Origin of the sequence: Xenorhabdus taiwanensis, from assembly GCF_036512875.1 — a bacterium.
In the GTDB taxonomy this organism is placed as follows: Bacteria; Pseudomonadota; Gammaproteobacteria; order Enterobacterales; family Enterobacteriaceae; genus Xenorhabdus; species Xenorhabdus taiwanensis.
Genome location: NZ_AP028978.1, coordinates 2,738,060 through 2,752,965 on the forward strand (window position 1 = coordinate 2,738,060; position 14,906 = coordinate 2,752,965).

A 14,906-nucleotide genomic window follows, 5' to 3' on the forward strand; every position below is an offset into this window, starting at 1 on the left:
GATCGGCTCTCTTAAATTAGAGCCGATCTCTTATTAGAATCCATTATTTATTCGTGGCTTTTATTGATTGTTTAAAAATAATCATACGGCATAACAACACAGAGAGATAAATTTTTTTAGTCATTTTATTTACTTTGTCTTTAAGGCAGAATGCAAATTAGCTCTCATTGAAACGTTTTTATACCCTTTATAAATTTACAGGGTATATATCAAAGATTCACTTGATAATAGCGCTTGAGCTTACCTATTAATGCCTTATAACCAATGAGTTATCTCAATAACAATGAATGTATGTTATTTTGAAACAAATTCGCAATTAAACTAGACCGGTGAATTATGTACGTTTTTATTATGCGTCATGGTGATGCTGTCTTGAATGCAATCAGTGATGCAGCGCGGGAACTGACATCCTTGGGGTATCAAGAATCACAGAAAATGGCTTATTGGCTCTCGCAGCAATCGCCTGATATTGATCGTGTTTTGGTCAGTCCTTATATCCGTGCAGAACAAACATTAAAGGCTGTGCGAGAAAATTTGGTGCTTCCTGATAATCAAGAAATACTGGCTGAGTTAACGCCATCAGGAGATGTCATGCTGGTTGCCAGCTATTTGCACGTTTTGTCAGCACAAGGGCATAAATCTGTATTGGTGGTTTCTCATTTACCGTTAGTTGGCTATTTGGTTTCTGAGCTCTGCCCTGGACAAACTCCGCCGATGTTTGCTACATCCAGCATTGCTTGTGTCGAGTTGGATCACCAAACAGAAAAGGGGTGTCTGTTATGGCAAACATCCCCTGCACAATTAGCGGCGAAATCCTAACCAGACACCTTAATTATTAAGCAATTTAATTAAATATAAAAACCAAATTAGCGCCGCGTAAACTCATCCATTTCCACCAATATGAGTAACGCAGCGTTCCCTCCCCACTCTTTGGGGGCTTGATGGAAAGCAATAATATCAGGATGTTGGGCAAGCCATAGCGGGGTTTGTTGTTTGAGAATGTGTTTACCGTGTCCGTGCATAATGCAGGCACAATAGACATGCTCACGACGACAGGCAGCGATTAATGCTCCAATTTCTTGCTTGGCCTGTAACTGAGTTAATCCATGTAAATCCAGAAAAAGCTCAGGGGAATAATCTCCACGACGCAATTTCTTTAATTCATAATGACTGGCATCTTCCCGAATGTAACGAGTCGGGCCTTCCATATCCAAATTTGGTTGGAACTCATCGGAAAAATAGTAACTGGCATCAGCTTGCTCTTGCATCAAGCGTTCAGGAGCAACATGGTTGATTTTTTTTCTTTTTGGAGGATGAGAAACCGTATCTTGCGTAATACGACGGGTTCCTGTCGCAGACGTTCTAAATAGACTGATGTCTTCTGAGGTTAGTTGATATTTCTTCTTCATTACACATTCTTTACTCACAGCTTTTGGCAAGTGTACATGATTTTTTGTGATTTTTCCTGACAGTTATCATTTTAAGTAACAAATTGTTCACAAAATGATTTGACAATTATGTTTGGTTATAAAATAAATGTATATACAACATGAGCTCTGATACAAACAAGAAAAATAACAGGATAGTACAATGTCGATTGAACTAAGAGACACTGATGTCATATGGCGTAATGCCAAACTTGCTACAATGAACCCTGCAATTAAAAACGCTGATGGTGAAAGCCGTTACGGTATGTTAGAACAGCATGACCTTATTGTGCGGGATGAAAAAATCTTAGCGATTTTGCCGACAGATAGCGTACCCGCCAACCAATGTAAAATTATTGACGCAGAGCAGTACCTGATCACACCTGGCTTAATCGATTGCCACACTCACTTAGTTTTTGGTGGTAATCGAGCTTCTGAGTGGGAACAACGCCTGAATGGGGTTTCTTATGAAGAAATTAGCGCCAAAGGGGGAGGTATTAATTCTACAGTTAATGCTACCCGCAATAGTTCGACTCAACAGTTGGAAAATGTATCCCAGAAGCGTCTTAATGCGTTGATGGCTGAAGGGGTGACAACGATTGAGATGAAATCAGGTTATGGGCTGGATCTGGCAAGTGAAGAAAAACAGTTAAATGTTGTGCGGGCATTAGCACAGAAAAATCCCATCGAAATTAGCCCAACATTACTTTCTGCCCACGCTGTCCCACCTGAATATAAACATGATCCTGATGCCTATATTGATTTAGTTTGTGATTCCATTCTGCCTACTCTCTGGCAAAAACAGTTATTCGAAGCTGTAGATGTATTTTGTGAAACAGTGGGTTTCAATCTGAGCCAGACCAAACGCCTGTTTGCAACAGCAAAACGCTTAAATATTCCCGTTAAAGGTCATGTTGAGCAACTTTCCAATTTGGGAGGAAGTGAACTGGTTGCTGAATATCAAGGTTTATCCGTTGATCATATTGAGCATTTGGATGAAAAGGGTATTGAAGCCATTAGCCGTAGTGGAACTGTCGCCGTATTGTTGCCAGGGGCATTTTATTTCTTGAGAGAAACTCAACGCCCTCCTATTGCATTATTGCGCCAATATGGTGTCCCAATGGCTATTTCGACAGATTTTAATCCCGGAACCAGTCCTTTTGCTTCTTTGCGTCTGATTATGAATATGGCGTGCGTACAATTTGGTTTGACACCAGAAGAAGCCTGGCAAGGGGTGACCATTTATGCAGCTCAGGCACTGGGAAGAGCGAATAGCCATGGTCAGCTAGCGGCAGGTTTTATAGCGGACTTTATCGTTTGGGATGCCCATAATCCAGTTGATATTTTATATGAACTGGGACATAACCCGTTAGTTTATCGTATTTATCATGGTGAAATTACGCATCGTGGTGACTTAAATGGCTTTAATTAATGGTGATGAGGGAAAAAATATGAATTTATGGCATCCAACATCAGAAAACATTTGGCAAGGGCGCAATGATCTTGCAGAAGCCAATAATGCTTTACGCCTGTTCCAGACAATAAAACAGCCAGCCCGTTTCTCACCAGCAGAATTTCCTCATCATATTGCGTTATTGGGATTTGAATGTGATGAAGGTGTTAAACTTAATCAGGGGCGTCCGGGAGCGAAAATAGGACCAGAATATTTGCGCCAATCGTTGGCAAACCTGGCGAGTTATGACGGCCATGATAGATTGGTGGATTTGGGAAATATTCGCGCTAATTCTGGTGCGTTGAGTGAGGCACAGCAGGCACTCAGTGATGCTGTCTATGAATGTCAGCAGCATAATATGAAAACGCTGATTTTTGGTGGTGGGCATGAAACGGCTTTTGCTCATGGGATGGGAATTTACCGTGCGTTTTCGGAGCAGCGTGTCGGTATCATTAATTTTGATGCCCATCTGGATCTGCGAAATTCACCGCAGCCTACATCAGGAACCCCATTTCGGCAACTTGCGCATTACTGCCAGCAACATCAGCGTCCATTTAATTACAGTTGTGTTGGTGCTAGTTTGGCATCAAATACTCAGGCATTACTGGATGAAGCGAATCATCTTGATGTCACCATTATTTGGGATACCCACTGTGTTGAATCCATGTTGGATAAAGTACAACAACAATTACAAGATATAATTAATCAGGTTGATATCATTTATATGACTATCGATTTGGATGTGTTGCCAATTTGGCAAATGCCAGCCGTTTCTGCACCTGCGGCGTTGGGCGTTCCGCTGGAGCGTTTATTGCCATTAGTTCACCTCATCTGCCAGAGCAAAAAATTGCAAGCCGTGGATTTAGTTGAGCTTAACCCTTCATATGATATCCAGGGAATGGGAGGGAAAGCGGCAGCTCGCCTTGCATGGCAGTTGGTGCACTGGTGGAATAAATAGGCGGGTGGAAAGAGTAGAAAGTGAGAAGGAAGGGATAGTGACAGACGATTTACCAGATACATATGTCAAACCAGTGCCTTTGTATGCAAAAGTCAAACAAGCGATTATTGAAAAGATCTATACAAGGGAATGGAAACCACATGATCGGGTTCCTTCGGAAGCGGAATTGGTCAGGCAATTTAATTGTAGTCGCATGACAGCTAATCGGGCATTGAGGGAGCTAACGGCAGAAGGTTTTCTATTTCGTTTACAAGGCGTGGGTTCGTTTGTCTCTGAGCCGAAAGGACAATCTGCGTTATTTGAAATTCACAGTATTGCAGATGAAATTGCCTCCCGCTCTAACCGACATAGTTGCAAGGTGCTGAAACTCGCCGAAGTGAACGCCAATATGACTCAGGCTGTGGAATTCAGTATTGCAGTAGGTGCGCCGCTCTACCATTCCATCATTGTACATTATGAAAATGATGTACCTGTGCAGATTGAAGATCGCTTTGTCAATGTTCAGGCGGCACCGGAATATTTGCGGCAAGATTTCCGTCAGCAAACTGCCCATGATTATTTATCTCAGGTCGCGCCATTGACAGAAGGGGAACATATCGTTGAAGCCGTGGCGGGAGATGCCCTCTCTTGTCGGTTATTACAAATTGAGGCAAATGCGCCCTGCTTGTTGATCAGCCGACGAACCTGGTCGAAAGAATTCATTGTTTCCAGTGCCCGGTTATTGTTTCCCGGGTATCGATATAAATTGAAAGGGCGTTTTAGTTCATAGTTCCTTAATGGAGCGACAAAAACCTCTTTTTTCCTTTGGATAGAAGAGGTTTTTTATTAACTGTTGTAACAATAATGTAAAATCAATGTGATGTTAAACACAAAACCAGCAAAAATATTTCCCTGTATATCACAAAATAAATCAATATCATCTTTTTGATTTTTATCAAAAAAATATTTTACCCGCATCATTAATTTTATCTCTGTCACATTTTTGCCTATTGAACGTACATGTATATACAACTATACAATTAACAAAATTCACAACGATGAGATAGGAAAAAACCGTGACGATGCAAAATAATAAATTCAGCAACGTAACCATTCGCGCTCCCAGAGGAACGCAACTCACAGCAAAAAGTTGGCTAACCGAAGCGCCACTTCGTATGCTCATGAATAACCTTGATCCCGATGTGGCGGAAAATCCCTGTGAATTGGTGGTGTATGGTGGCATTGGCCGTGCAGCCAGAAACTGGGAATGCTATGAAAAAATCGTTGAAACCTTAAAGGAGCTGGAAAATGACGAAACCCTGCTGGTTCAGTCAGGCAAGCCTGTGGGGGTGTTCAAAACCCATGAAAATGCCCCGCGTGTGTTAATTGCCAACTCGAATTTGGTTCCACACTGGGCGACATGGGAACATTTTAACGAACTGGATGCCAAAGGGCTGGCCATGTATGGTCAGATGACTGCCGGTAGTTGGATTTATATTGGCAGTCAGGGCATTGTTCAGGGAACTTACGAAACTTTTGTCGAAGCAGGACGTCAACATTACAACGGCAATCTGACGGGGCGTTGGATATTGACAGCGGGTTTGGGCGGTATGGGCGGTGCCCAGCCACTGGCTGCGACATTAGCAGGTGCCTCTTCATTAACCATCGAGTGCCAGCAAAGTCGCATTGACTTTCGTCTGCGTACCAAATACGTGGATGAGCAGGCCGTTGATCTGGATGATGCTTTGGCGCGTATTGAACGTTATACCCAAGAAGGCAAAGCAGTCTCGGTAGCATTGTGTGGTAATGCTTCAGAGATCTTACCTGAGCTGGTACGCCGTGGTGTGCGTCCTGATATGGTAACAGACCAAACCAGTGCCCATGATCCATTACATGGTTATTTGCCAGCCGGTTGGACATGGGAAGCGTATTGTCGCCGTGCCGAAAGTGAGCCAGAAGTGGTGATCCAAGCGGCAAAAGCGTCAATGGCCGCACATGTCGAAGCTATGCTGGCCTTCCAGAAACAGGGTATACCTACCTTCGATTATGGCAATAATATCCGCCAAATGGCGAAAGAGGTGGGTATTGAACACGCTTTTGATTTTCCTGGATTTGTTCCCGCTTACATTCGCCCTCTGTTCTGTCGTGGCATTGGACCTTTCCGTTGGGCGGCGCTTTCCGGTGATCCTGAAGATATTTATAAAACTGATGCCAGGGTAAAAGAACTGCTGCCGAATGATGCTCATTTACATCGTTGGTTAGATATGGCGAGAGAACGCATCAGTTTTCAGGGCTTGCCTGCACGCATTTGTTGGGTGGGATTGGGTGATCGCGCCAAATTAGGTTTAGCATTCAATGAAATGGTTCGCAGCGGGGAACTGTCTGCACCAATCGTAATTGGCCGTGACCATCTGGATTCCGGCTCTGTCGCCAGCCCTAATCGTGAAACTGAATCCATGCAAGATGGTTCTGACGCTGTTTCTGACTGGCCATTGCTGAATGCCTTACTGAATACGGCAGGTGGTGCGACATGGGTTTCCCTGCATCATGGTGGTGGCGTTGGTATGGGATTCTCTCAACATTCCGGCATGGTCATTGTTTGTGATGGAACGGATGAAGCTGCTGAGCGCATTGCCCGTGTATTACACAATGATCCGGCAACGGGAGTTATGCGTCATGCTGATGCGGGCTATGAATTGGCTATCCAGTGTGCGAAAGAGCAGGGGCTAAACCTACCAATGTTAAAGACTGATGCGAAATAAGGAGCGTTGTTAAAATGAAAAATATTACTATTCATCCGGGAAAAATGACGCTTGAAGAATTACGTCATGTTTATCAGCATCCTGTTCACATTAATTTGGACGAACAATGCTTTCCTGCCATTGAGAGCAGTGTTGCTTGTGTGAATCGCATTATCAGTGAAAATAAAACCGCTTACGGTATCAATACCGGTTTTGGTTTGCTGGCGAATACCCGTATTGCAGAGCAGGATTTGGAAGAGTTGCAGCGTTCTATCGTGTTGTCACATGCTGCGGGAGTGGGTGAGCCGTTGCCGGATGAAATTGTCCGCTTGATTATGGTATTGAAAATTAATAGCCTTGCCCGTGGTTATTCTGGTATTCGTCTGGCAGTCATTCAGGGACTGATTGCCTTGGTTAACGCTGAAGTTTATCCTTGTATCCCAAGCAAAGGTTCGGTAGGGGCTTCCGGTGACTTAGCACCGTTGGCGCATATGAGCCTGTTATTGTTGGGAGAAGGGAAAGCCCGCTATCGTGGTGAGTGGCTGCCGGCAAAAGTGGCACTGGAAAAAGCGGGACTTGAGCCGATGTGTCTTGTCGCAAAAGAAGGATTGGCATTGCTCAACGGTACGCAGGCTTCTACCGCCTTTGCCTTAAAAGGGCTATTTGCTGCGGAAGATTTACTCGCATCAGCGATTGTTTGTGGTGCCTTGTCTGTTGAAGCCGCTCTTGGCTCCCGTAAACCCTTTGATGCCCGTATCCATGAAGTGCGTGGTCAGAAAGGCCAAATTGATGTGGCAGCTCTTTACCGTTTGGTATTGGAAGAACGAAGTGGGATTTGTGAATCTCATAAAAACTGCCCGAAAGTTCAGGATCCTTATTCATTGCGTTGTCAGCCCCAAGTGATGGGTGCTTGTTTAACCCAAATCCGCCACGCTGCTGATGTTATTATGGTTGAAGCCAATGCAGTCTCTGATAATCCACTGGTATTTACCGAAGAAGATGAGGTGCTTTCTGGGGGGAATTTCCACGCGGAACCCGTCGCTATGGCATCGGATAATCTGGCTATTGCTTTGGCAGAAATCGGTTCATTGTCAGAACGCCGCATTGCTTTGCTGATGGACAGTAATATGTCTCAGTTGCCCCCATTCTTAGTCGAAAATAGCGGTGTTAACTCTGGTTTCATGATTGCACAGGTGACTGCGGCTGCGCTGGCAAGTGAAAACAAGGCACTGGCGCATCCTTCCAGTGTCGATAGTCTGCCAACGTCTGCTAATCAGGAAGATCACGTTTCAATGGCACCCGCCGCGGGTCGTCGCCTGTGGGAGATGGCAGATAACGTGCGTGGGATTTTAGCGATTGAATGGTTGACGGCTTGCCAGGGCATGGATTTTCGTCATGGTTTGGAAAGTAGTCCGATATTGGAAAAAGCCCGCCATATTCTGCGCGATAAAGTTGCACATTATGATAAAGATCGCTTTTTCGCACCGGATATTGATGTAGCAATCCAGTTGTTGGCCGGGCAGCAACTTTCTGCCTTGTTGCCGACTGGAAATATCTTAGAAAAATAAGTACAAACACATCGTTTCAGGCCGGATAAAATCCGGCCTTATCGTAGTATTTATCTCTGCCAATCTAATAATAAAAGACACAAGGATAAATCATGCAAAACATTTCACAACTCAAACGCGGGTTAAGCGTTCGCCACATTCGGTTTATGGCTCTGGGTTCGGCAATTGGCACAGGTCTTTTCTATGGTTCAGCGGGAGCCATCAAAGCCGCAGGACCTGCGGTATTACTGGCTTATGCCATTGGCGGTGCAGCCGTTTTTATGGTCATGCGGGCCTTGGGGGAAATGGCAGTACATCGCTCTGCACCCGGCTCTTTCTCTTATTATGCTACCCAATACTTAGGGCCATTGGCGGGTTTTCTGACTGGATGGACTTACGTTTTTGAAATGCTGGTGGTTTGTCTTGCTGACGTCACCGCATTTGGCATCTATATGAAGCTCTGGTTTCCCCATGTTGACCAGTGGATTTGGGTACTTGGCATTGTCTTTTTTATTGGCGCAATCAACTTATGTAACGTCAAGGTATTTGGTGAAATGGAGTTTTGGCTGTCTATCATCAAAGTTGCTGCGATTATCGCCATGATTGTCGGCGGTTTTGCCATCATGATGTATGGATTTGGTCAGGAATCCGAGCATGTCACAGGTCTGTCGAATTTATGGGAACATGGTGGATTTATGCCAAACGGCATAGCGGGGGTGATTGCTTCTTTTACGGTTGTTATGTTTGCTTTTGGTGGCATTGAAGTCATCGGCATCACAGCCAGTGAAGCTAAAAATCCAGAAAAATCCATCCCACGCGCAATCAATGCGGTTCCGTTCCGTATCTTACTGTTCTATGTTCTTACACTGTTTGTTTTGATGTGTATTTATCCGTGGAATCAAGTGGGACAAAATGGCAGCCCGTTTGTCCAGATCTTCTCCAGCCTGGGAATTGATTCCGCAGCCAATATTTTAAATATTGTCGTCATTACCGCTGCAATTTCCGCGATCAACAGTGATATTTTTGGTGCCGGACGGATGATGTATGGCATGGCGCAGGAAAAACAGGCACCCGCCTCGTTTACCCAATTGACTAAAAACGGAGTACCGTGGGTTACGGTGCTGGCAATGTCTGGGATCTTGTTGGTGGGCGTCCTTTTGAATTATTTGTTGCCGGAAAAAGTTTTCATCATTATTGCTTCTATCGCAACATTTGCAACGGTGTGGGTATGGTTGATGATTTTGCTGTCACAATATGTCATGCGTCGAAAAATGCCGGCAGAAGAGGCGAAACAGCTTAAATTCCCTGTTCCCTTCTGGCCTGTTGCGCCGACTCTGGCCATTGCTTTTATGGCATTTGTTATTGCGGTATTAGGTTATTTCCCCAATACTCGGATTGCATTATACGTAGGGATAGTATGGATAGTATTATTGACTATTAGTTATTATTTATGGGTGAAAAAACCAAGTCACGGCTAACTCTCCCATACCAGCCTATGTCTTTTGTGAATACAATTTCATCCTGAGATAACTCTGTGTTAAGAAAGCTGATTTGTGTTCTGGATCATGGCAAACTAACGAGTTTATATATCTTTTTTGTTGTTTGGAGGTGTTTTTTGGATAAGATTTTAGTCGATGAGGCTGTTGCAGAGCTGCGTACCATTTTAGATATGTTGCGTTGGTCTACTAGCCGTTTTAGCGAAGCGGATATCTATTGTGGACATACTGCATGTAATCCGTGGGACGAGGCTTTGCAATTAGTTCTCCCCTCATTGCGTTTGCCTATGGATGTCCCTGATTCCATGATGGCGTCACGCCTGACATCAACAGAACGTCAACGCATCGTGGAACTTGTCTTACGTCGTATTAATGAACGTGTTCCTGTTGCTTATTTGATAAATCGGGCTTGGTTTTGCGGTCATGAATTTTATGTCGATGAGCGAGTTTTGATTCCACGTTCACTGATTAGAGATGTGATTGAAAACCATTTTGAAGGACTTATCTCACGTCAGCCATCGACAATTTTGGATCTTTGTACAGGAAGCGGTTGTATTGCAATCGCCTGTGCCCATGCCTTCCCGGAAGCCGAAGTTGATGCTGTTGATATTTCTCCTGATGCTTTGGCAGTTGCAGAAATAAATATAGAGAATCATAAGCTTTCTCACCGTGTGATCCCGATTCGTTCAGATCTATTTCATGATATACCATCGGTGAAATACGACATCATTGTCACTAATCCTCCTTATGTCGATGAAGAGGATATGAGTGATTTTCCTCAAGAATACGATCATGAACCTGAATTGGCCATGGCTGCCGGTATTGACGGGTTGGATTTGGTTCGTCGTATTCTGGCAACTGCCCCGGATTTCCTTTCAGAAGATGGAATACTGGTATGTGAAGTAGGTAACAGTATGGTACACCTGATTGAGCAATATCCTGACGTACCATTCAAATGGCTGACATTCGAACATGATTATGGTGATGGTGTTTTCGTGCTGACTCGCCAGCAGCTTGTTGAATATCACGAATATTTCCAGCAATTCAAAGACTGATATTTTTTCATTCATCCAATGGTTAAAACGGATATTTCATATAAATTGAATCTATATCCAGTGACTTTCGAGTTGTAGTTAGTAACATTGTTGCTCGGAAGATTAAGGATAAAAGGCAAATAAAATTACTGAAATAAGATAGGTTTTAATCATTGGGTGAGTTATTGTTATTCGCTCTTTCTAAATGTACAGATAATGATGGCAGGGTAGGAATGGCAGGAAATAGTATTGGGCAGTTTTTTCGTGTCACCACATTTGGTGAATCTCACGGGATCGCACTGGGATGCGTTGTCGATGGTGTTCCACCAGGCATTGCTATTACAGAAGCTGACTTACAAATCGACTTGGACAGACGTCGTCCGGGAACTTCCCGTTATACAACACAGCGTCGTGAGCCCGATCAAGTTCGCATTCTTTCTGGTGTTTTTAATGGCGTGACAACAGGCACCAGCATTGGCCTGATGATTGAAAACACCGATCAGCGTTCACAAGATTACAGCGCAATTAAAGATGTTTTCCGCCCAGGCCATGCTGACTATACCTACGAACAGAAATATGGACTGCGTGATTACCGTGGTGGCGGACGTTCATCAGCCCGTGAAACCGCTATGCGCGTTGCAGCAGGAGCAATTGCTAAAAAATATTTACTCGAAAAACACGGCATTCTTATTCGTGCTTGCCTGACTCAGATGGGCGATATTCGTTGTGAACTGAAAGATTGGGATCTTGTTGAACAGAATCCTTTTTTCTGCCCGGATGCAAGTAAATTGACTCAGCTTGATGAATTACTCCGTACATTGAAAAAAGAGGGGGATTCTATCGGTGCGAAAGTGAGTGTGATTGCTGAAAACGTCCCTACGGGATTGGGTGAACCGGTTTTTGACCGTTTGGATGCAGACATTGCTCATGCTTTGATGAGCATTAACGCGGTCAAGGGTGTTGAAATCGGTGAGGGTTTCGGTGTTATCAACTTACGTGGCAGCGAGAACCGCGATGAAATGACGACACAGGGATTTACCAGTAACCATGCAGGCGGCATTTTAGGTGGAATTAGTAGTAGTCAGCCAATTATTGCGCATATCGCCTTGAAACCGACATCTAGCATTATGGTGCCAGGCAGAACTATCAATCGTCAGGGAGAAGAAGTGGATATGGTAACTCGTGGCCGCCACGATCCTTGTGTTGGTATTCGTGCCGTACCTATCGCAGAAGCCATGATGGCGATTGTACTGATGGATCACTTACTGCGCCAGCGGGCACAGTGTGCTGATGTGATACCATCGCTTCCACGTTGGTAATCTGGGAAGAGGCTCCTGATATCCGTTTCGGTTGGTGCTGAAAGGTATCATGAGAATAGGCAAGCAGTTTTCTGGTGAAATGCATAATGGAATGGTCATTATTGGGGCCGGAAATTTACGGTTTCCTCTTTTTGGTTGCGATGGTAGCGGGGTTTATCGATTCTATTGCCGGAGGTGGTGGATTATTGACCATCCCTGCGTTGTTATCGGTGGGAGTTTCTCCTGTCCAGGCGCTGGCAACAAGTAAATTACAGGCTATAGGTAGCTCTTTCTCTGCCAGTCTCTATTTTATCCGCCGTGGTGTAGTGGATTTGCGTTCCCAGCGTTTTGCTATCTTCATGACGATAATCGGTGCCATGATGGGAGCTTTGCTGGTTCAATTTATCTCACCGGATTTTCTGCGTTATTTATTGCCGGTACTGGTGATCATTATCGGCCTTTATTTCCTATTGGTACCGAATATTGGAGCAGAAGATCGGCAACATCGTCTAGGCCCAATTGCGTTTGGTTGCCTTGCCGGATGTGGTATTGGCTTTTACGATGGCGTGTTTGGGCCAGGAACGGGATCTTTTTTCGCACTCTCTTATGTCATGCTTTGTGGCTACAATTTGGCGAAAGCGACGGCTCATGCCAAGGTACTGAACTTTGCATCTAATATCGGAGCCTTGGGATTCTTTGTTCTTGGCGGGCAGATTTTATGGCTGGCGGGAGTTGTGATGCTGGTAGGACAAATAATCGGCGCACGATTAGGGGCGAGTTTGGTACTGAGCAAAGGGAAAAAACTCATTCGTCCGCTGCTGGTGACAATTTCCTTTTTGATGAGCATCAAACTTCTTTATGATCATCATGGAGATACTATCCGTTCTTGGCTGGCATTTTATTTTTGATTTAGGATCTTGCATTAATACATGACCGCACATCACTATCAACAACTGATTGAAATTTTTGATAATTGCTTTAGCAATGACTATAACACCCGTTTGATAAAAGGTGATGATGAGCCGATTTATCTACCGGCAGATGATGAAGTGAACTATAACCGGATAGTGTTCGCCCACGGATTTTATGCCAGTGGATTACATGAAATTTCTCATTGGTGCATTGCGGGTGAAGAGCGTCGCAAACTGATCGATTTTGGTTACTGGTATTGTCCTGATGGGCGTGATGCCCAAACTCAGGAGAAGTTTGAAAAGGTGGAGATTAAACCACAATCGCTGGAATGGTTATTCTGTATTGCTGCGGGATTTCCTTTTAATGTCAGTTGCGACAACCTTGAAGGCGATTTTGAGCCGGATCGCCTTGTTTTTCAGCGGAAAGTGCATGCGCAAGTCATGCAATACCTTGAAAATGGGATACCCGCACGAGCTGCACGCTTTATTCAAGGTCTACAATCGTTCTACAATACGCCTCCATTAAAAGCAGAGCATTTTCCTTATCCGGAAGATCTCTTTGCTAACAGAAATTGATTTTGAGGAAAAAATAATGCTCGCAGAGTTTGAAACACGTATTCTGGCGCAAATTGATGATATGGTTGAACAGGCCAGTGATGATGAATTATTTGCTGGTGGTTACCTCCGTGGGCATCTGACATTAGCTGTTGCTGAATTAGAGCAAGAAGGTGCAAATACTATCGAACAACTCCATCAGCGTGTTGAAGAAAGCATCCACAAAGCAATTAAAGTGGGAGAACTGGCTCCACCGGATCAGGTTTTGGTTTTGGCAACCTGGCAAAAACTGCTGGATGGTGCAAAAGATTAATTTTTTGATATAAAAATAACTTTATTTAGGGCTATTTATATAGCCCTTTATTTTTTGCTTTAACTGAGTAACGTTCCGCCTTCAATTACAAAAAAACTCGTAGTGCTTCTCAATAATGAGAATAAATAGTGATAATTAAATTTTTATTGATCTTTTTATAGTGAATATAAAGTACAGTTATCTGGTTGTTAAATTTATTCCAGATATGGCTTTAAGTATTCTTTGCAGGAGTAACGTTGTTTTTAACTATTTTATATTAAAATAATTAGGATGTTAATGTATTGAATGGAATTAAAGATAAATGGCGCATAAAATAATGAAATTCTATTTGTTGCTATCATCTAAGGATATTTTTTTATGTTGCGTTAAAATGATATATAAATATGGTCAGGTTTTAACGAGCAGAGATATGATTTTTTATCATTGCTTTTAAATAATCATATTATTAATAGAACGACTGATGATTAAAATAAATAGTGATGGTAAATTTCAGGTAATGATATACAGGGAAATAAAGTGATTTTTACTTAATTAACTAACTGAAACAGGGAGAAAGATCTCTAATTCCGTTTAGGAAGTCAAAATTAAAAAGGATATTTCAGGAGATAGTGACATGAAACAGGAAAGCAGATATGTTCAAAGTGGTTACAGCGATCATGCTGAAAATAACAAAATACTTTTATTACCTGAATCGATAAATTATAACTTATTAAAATTTGCTGAGAAAAAGTTGATGAATATAACACTGGAAAAAAGAGTTGAAAATCTGGAATCAGATGTTGCTCAAATAAAAATGGATGTTGCTGTTATAAAATCAAATTATGCAACAAAAACGGATATTGAAATTGTTAATTCACTGATTTACAAAGAGATATCATCTGTGCGCAGTGATATGTCGCTACTGAGAAATGAAATAGTCTCTATACGTAATGACGTATCGATTTTGCAGAAGGATATGGTAGCTGTACGTAGTGAGATATCCTCTATACGTAGTGAGATATCCTCTATACATCAGAGAATATCAACTATAAATGAAGAGCTATCCAATAAAATAGTTGCTCAAACCAAATGGATGGTCACAATGATGTTTGGTTTTTCTGGTGTCATTATTGCAGCAATGAAGTTTATGATTTGAACACAATGACTTTTATTCGCTTAACACAAAAATCAAATGTAACCCAATTACCCACAGTA

The 14,906-nt window shown here is 43.0% G+C and carries 14 protein-coding genes; 13 read left to right on the plus strand and 1 reads right to left on the minus strand.

Annotation, left to right across the window (positions count from 1 at the left end; genetic code table 11):
* Positions 1 to 336 precede the first annotated feature (336 nt).
* The gene (gene sixA, locus ACE1SE_RS12545) at positions 337 to 819 is read left to right on the plus strand and encodes a phosphohistidine phosphatase SixA (protein WP_374051181.1); all 483 of its coding nucleotides are present in this window, start codon (positions 337 to 339) and stop codon (positions 817 to 819) included.
* Positions 820 to 866: 47 nt separating this feature from the next.
* Here the strand turns inward: sixA and smrB are convergent, their stop codons facing one another.
* Positions 867 to 1,409 (minus strand): endonuclease SmrB, encoded by a 543-nt coding sequence (gene smrB / locus ACE1SE_RS12550; protein WP_374051182.1) that lies wholly within the window; start codon positions 1,407 to 1,409, stop codon positions 867 to 869.
* Positions 1,410 to 1,590: 181 nt separating this feature from the next.
* Here smrB and hutI point away from each other — a divergent pair, with 181 nt between their 5' ends.
* The 12 genes from hutI (at position 1,591) to ACE1SE_RS12610 (ending at position 14,847) form a co-directional block, all read left to right on the plus strand.
* Entirely contained in the window at positions 1,591 to 2,859 is a 1,269-nt protein-coding gene (hutI, locus tag ACE1SE_RS12555; protein ID WP_374051183.1) for an imidazolonepropionase, read from the plus strand.
* Positions 2,860 to 2,878: 19 nt separating this feature from the next.
* Positions 2,879 to 3,838 (plus strand): formimidoylglutamase, encoded by a 960-nt coding sequence (gene hutG, locus ACE1SE_RS12560; RefSeq protein ID WP_374053665.1) that lies wholly within the window; start codon positions 2,879 to 2,881, stop codon positions 3,836 to 3,838.
* Positions 3,839 to 3,875: 37 nt separating this feature from the next.
* Positions 3,876 to 4,607, plus strand: coding sequence for a histidine utilization transcriptional repressor HutC (gene hutC / locus ACE1SE_RS12565; protein ID WP_374051184.1), 732 nt, complete (start codon positions 3,876 to 3,878; stop codon positions 4,605 to 4,607).
* A gap of 286 nt (positions 4,608 to 4,893) precedes the next feature.
* On the plus strand, positions 4,894 to 6,579 hold the full coding sequence (gene hutU / locus ACE1SE_RS12570; protein ID WP_374051185.1) for a urocanate hydratase: 1,686 nt from the start codon (positions 4,894 to 4,896) through the stop codon (positions 6,577 to 6,579).
* 14 nt (positions 6,580 to 6,593) lie between these two features.
* The gene (gene hutH / locus ACE1SE_RS12575) at positions 6,594 to 8,126 is read left to right on the plus strand and encodes a histidine ammonia-lyase (protein WP_374051186.1); all 1,533 of its coding nucleotides are present in this window, start codon (positions 6,594 to 6,596) and stop codon (positions 8,124 to 8,126) included.
* 92 nt (positions 8,127 to 8,218) lie between these two features.
* A complete protein-coding gene (hutT, locus tag ACE1SE_RS12580) occupies positions 8,219 to 9,583 on the plus strand; it encodes an L-histidine transporter HutT (RefSeq protein ID WP_374051187.1) in 1,365 nt (454 codons plus the stop codon).
* Between the two features lie 137 nt (positions 9,584 to 9,720).
* Positions 9,721 to 10,656 carry a 50S ribosomal protein L3 N(5)-glutamine methyltransferase gene (gene prmB, locus ACE1SE_RS12585; RefSeq protein WP_374051188.1) on the plus strand — a complete coding sequence of 312 codons (936 nt, stop codon included), beginning with the start codon at positions 9,721 to 9,723 and terminating at the stop codon, positions 10,654 to 10,656.
* Between the two features lie 212 nt (positions 10,657 to 10,868).
* Positions 10,869 to 11,954, plus strand: coding sequence for a chorismate synthase (aroC, locus tag ACE1SE_RS12590; protein WP_374051189.1), 1,086 nt, complete (start codon positions 10,869 to 10,871; stop codon positions 11,952 to 11,954).
* An 86-nt stretch (positions 11,955 to 12,040) separates the two neighbouring features.
* Entirely contained in the window at positions 12,041 to 12,841 is an 801-nt protein-coding gene (locus ACE1SE_RS12595) for a sulfite exporter TauE/SafE family protein (protein WP_374051190.1), read from the plus strand.
* Between the two features lie 21 nt (positions 12,842 to 12,862).
* Positions 12,863 to 13,420: an elongation factor P hydroxylase gene (locus ACE1SE_RS12600; RefSeq protein ID WP_374051191.1), complete on the plus strand. Its 558-nt coding sequence runs from the start codon at positions 12,863 to 12,865 to the stop codon at positions 13,418 to 13,420.
* Positions 13,421 to 13,436: 16 nt separating this feature from the next.
* Positions 13,437 to 13,712: a YfcL family protein gene (locus ACE1SE_RS12605; protein WP_374051192.1), complete on the plus strand. Its 276-nt coding sequence runs from the start codon at positions 13,437 to 13,439 to the stop codon at positions 13,710 to 13,712.
* Positions 13,713 to 14,325: 613 nt separating this feature from the next.
* Complete coding sequence (locus tag ACE1SE_RS12610) at positions 14,326 to 14,847, plus strand: hypothetical protein (RefSeq protein ID WP_374051193.1); 522 nt, start codon at positions 14,326 to 14,328, stop codon at positions 14,845 to 14,847.
* The last annotated feature ends 59 nt before the right edge of the window (positions 14,848 to 14,906 follow it).

Coding starts and splice junctions, on each gene's coding strand:
- sixA (WP_374051181.1), top strand. CDS start 337: ATGTACGTTTTTATTATGCGTCATGGTGATGCTGTCTTGAATGCAATC.
- smrB (WP_374051182.1), bottom strand. CDS start 1,409: ATGAAGAAGAAATATCAACTAACCTCAGAAGACATCAGTCTATTTAGA.
- hutI (WP_374051183.1), top strand. CDS start 1,591: ATGTCGATTGAACTAAGAGACACTGATGTCATATGGCGTAATGCCAAA.
- hutG (WP_374053665.1), top strand. CDS start 2,879: ATGAATTTATGGCATCCAACATCAGAAAACATTTGGCAAGGGCGCAAT.
- hutH (WP_374051186.1), top strand. CDS start 6,594: ATGAAAAATATTACTATTCATCCGGGAAAAATGACGCTTGAAGAATTA.
- hutT (WP_374051187.1), top strand. CDS start 8,219: ATGCAAAACATTTCACAACTCAAACGCGGGTTAAGCGTTCGCCACATT.
- aroC (WP_374051189.1), top strand. CDS start 10,869: ATGGCAGGAAATAGTATTGGGCAGTTTTTTCGTGTCACCACATTTGGT.
- ACE1SE_RS12595 (WP_374051190.1), top strand. CDS start 12,041: ATGGAATGGTCATTATTGGGGCCGGAAATTTACGGTTTCCTCTTTTTG.
- ACE1SE_RS12600 (WP_374051191.1), top strand. CDS start 12,863: ATGACCGCACATCACTATCAACAACTGATTGAAATTTTTGATAATTGC.
- ACE1SE_RS12605 (WP_374051192.1), top strand. CDS start 13,437: ATGCTCGCAGAGTTTGAAACACGTATTCTGGCGCAAATTGATGATATG.
- ACE1SE_RS12610 (WP_374051193.1), top strand. CDS start 14,326: ATGAAACAGGAAAGCAGATATGTTCAAAGTGGTTACAGCGATCATGCT.